This is a genomic window from Wolbachia endosymbiont of Mansonella perstans (genome assembly GCF_020278605.1).
In the GTDB taxonomy this organism is placed as follows: domain Bacteria; phylum Pseudomonadota; class Alphaproteobacteria; order Rickettsiales; family Anaplasmataceae; genus Wolbachia.
Genome location: NZ_JACZHU010000118.1, coordinates 1 through 2,305 on the forward strand (window position 1 = coordinate 1; position 2,305 = coordinate 2,305).

Below are 2,305 nucleotides of genomic sequence, written 5' to 3' on the forward strand. Positions count from 1 at the left end.
CCTAAATATTATAGCTTGAGTTAGTTGTGTTTAAAAGCAGCTAATTTGCAGCGTTTAAGACATAAAAACGCCAATACTGAAAGTAAATACTGAATAGGGCTTCTTTTGCCTTTTTTTGCCTAATTTAGTTATACAAGAAGTACATTTTCAGCTCTTTTTACATAAATACTAAAAATATATAATTAATACTAAAAATTATAACGTGCTCTACCTCTAAAGTTGCATCTGGCATTTTTATTGGTTGCTTTAAGACCACTCAGCTGTCCGCCCATAGTGATACCAACCGCATCAACTATCTGTGGAGTAATTTCATAATCAACCCCAACCTTTAGTTTATAGGAAATAGAACCCAGTATTTTATCTATTAGGTAACATTTTTTCTCATCTTCTACTGTAGTTGTTATTTCTTTTGTCACAGATGATTTTAGCTTTTCCTCTGTCGTAGGTGTTGTCGTTTCTACCGTTAGTGGCTCTGTTTTGCCTTCCGTTGTAGGTTTTAGTTTTTCTTCCATCAGTAGTTTTGTCTTTTGCTGTAGGTTCTGTTTTTTCTTTTATCGGTGGCTTTCTTGTATCCTTTTTTTCTCTTTTTTTTGTTCCTATGAAGTCTTCAAAAAGGTCGCTAGTAAGGTTCCAATACGAAAACAGGTCAAAAATATATAAACTTCTTGTCACTGCCTTTTTGTGATTCCTCTTTTGTTAGATCTTCACTGCTACTGAACCCAAAAGGTACTATTTGCAGATACCCTTCAATGCCTATACTAACATAAAGTTTCACAGGATTAGTATCAGGATTAGGATAATAACGATAATTTGCTAATATGCCAGCCCCTATGCTCTTCAATGACCAAACCTTACCGAGGAATCTCAAGTTCGAACTGAGATCTCTTGTTATAACGATAACCAAAAACAACTCCAGGCTTCATTTTAAAGCCGTTACTCTACCTAGAACCAAAGTTAAACCTGTGTAGTATTTACTTTCTAAATCAAGCTGCACCCTTTGCTATACCTGCTAAAGATGAAATAAGCAGTGCAGCAAGTGCAAACAGTTTCTTCATTTCCATACGGCCTCATACTATGTCTGTCTTTCCTTGCAACAGACTGGATTAAGGAGGGATGAGCGTCTAAAAAGCTAGATAACTCGTTTGCTGGCAATAAATTTTTTGTCTCGAGCATACATAGTCAGATGTTCTTTAGATCACATCCAAATACTAAATATAGTTCTGGAAACTAAAACTTAATCAAAAATTATAACGCACTCCTACCTCTAAAGTTGCGGCTGGCATTTTTACTGGTGGCTTAAAACCACTTGACTACCCACCCATAGTAACACCAACTACACCAATTATCTATGGAGTACCTCGTAATCAACCCCAACCTTTAGTTTATAGGGAATAAGCCTAGTATCTTGCCTGCTAAAGCTAGACCAAGGGTTTCTGTACCATAAATACCTGAAGCAGTTCCACTTATAGCTCCACCTTCACCAACTTCTGCATTATCGAAGTTTTCTGCATTATTGCCTATATCACCACCACCTGTTTCATCACCACCTCCAACACTTGGAGCACTTACACCACCGCCACCAAAGCCAAAAGAAGACAATATTTTGACATATCCACCTAAACCTCTACTGACGTATAGTTTAACAGGGTCAATATCAAGGTCAGGATAGAAGCGGTAGTTTTCCAGCAGGCTAGTTCCTACTACCCTGTCTTCACTAGCAATGTTGTTAATGTTACTAAGAACCTCAAGTTCAAATTTAGAGTTTTTGTCATAATAGTAACCAAAAACGACGCTAGGTTTCATTACAAAGCCAGCACCCCATCCAGCATCAAAGTTTAACCCTGCGCAATACTGACCTTCTAAATTAGCCGCTACATCACCAGCTGCACCCGCTAGAGATGAAGTGAGTAACACAGCTAAGGCGCATAATCTCTTCATTTTCATATAACTCCTCATACAAAAAAATATATATAATGCACAAGTATATAACCCTTATATTAAAAGGAGTATAACTGCATATTAAAAAAAGTATAACCATAAAATTAAGGTCACTACTCAGATTTTATATAACTATGTTTACTACCTTATTTGGTACAGCATATATAGCACGAACTTTGTTTTGATCAATCCTATTGGACACAGAGTCTATTGCTATTTTCTTTAACTCTTCTTGAGATAAGTCAGCTGCCACTCCGATTGTTGTACGTAATTTTCCATTGATCTGAACTGCCACAGTTACCACATCATCAATCAGTAACGATTCAACAGCTTTTGGCCAAGGTTGTAGACATAGCATACCTTCGCC

The 2,305-nt window shown here is 36.9% G+C and carries 3 protein-coding genes and 1 pseudogene; all 4 read right to left on the reverse strand.

Annotated features, from left to right (window positions below):
* Positions 1-188: 188 nt before the first annotated feature.
* Complete coding sequence (locus tag IHO13_RS05995; RefSeq protein WP_410543374.1) at positions 189-512, reverse strand: hypothetical protein; 324 nt, start codon at positions 510-512, stop codon at positions 189-191.
* Positions 513-646: 134 nt separating this feature from the next.
* Positions 647-841, reverse strand: a complete 195-nt coding sequence (locus tag IHO13_RS05240; protein WP_225538591.1) for a hypothetical protein — start codon at positions 839-841, stop codon at positions 647-649.
* A 536-nt stretch (positions 842-1,377) separates the two neighbouring features.
* Positions 1,378-1,938, reverse strand: coding sequence for a hypothetical protein (locus IHO13_RS05245; RefSeq protein WP_410543375.1), 561 nt, complete (start codon positions 1,936-1,938; stop codon positions 1,378-1,380).
* Positions 1,939-2,062: 124 nt separating this feature from the next.
* Positions 2,063-2,305, reverse strand: a pseudogene (gene leuS, locus IHO13_RS05250) (leucine--tRNA ligase); the annotation flags it as partial.

What these genes read in the sequence shown, in the direction of transcription:
- IHO13_RS05995 (WP_410543374.1), bottom strand. Translation starts at nt 512, where the DNA reads ATGGAAGAAAAACTAAAACCTACAACGGAAGGCAAAACAGAGCCACTA.
- IHO13_RS05245 (WP_410543375.1), bottom strand. Translation starts at nt 1,938, where the DNA reads ATGAAGAGATTATGCGCCTTAGCTGTGTTACTCACTTCATCTCTAGCG.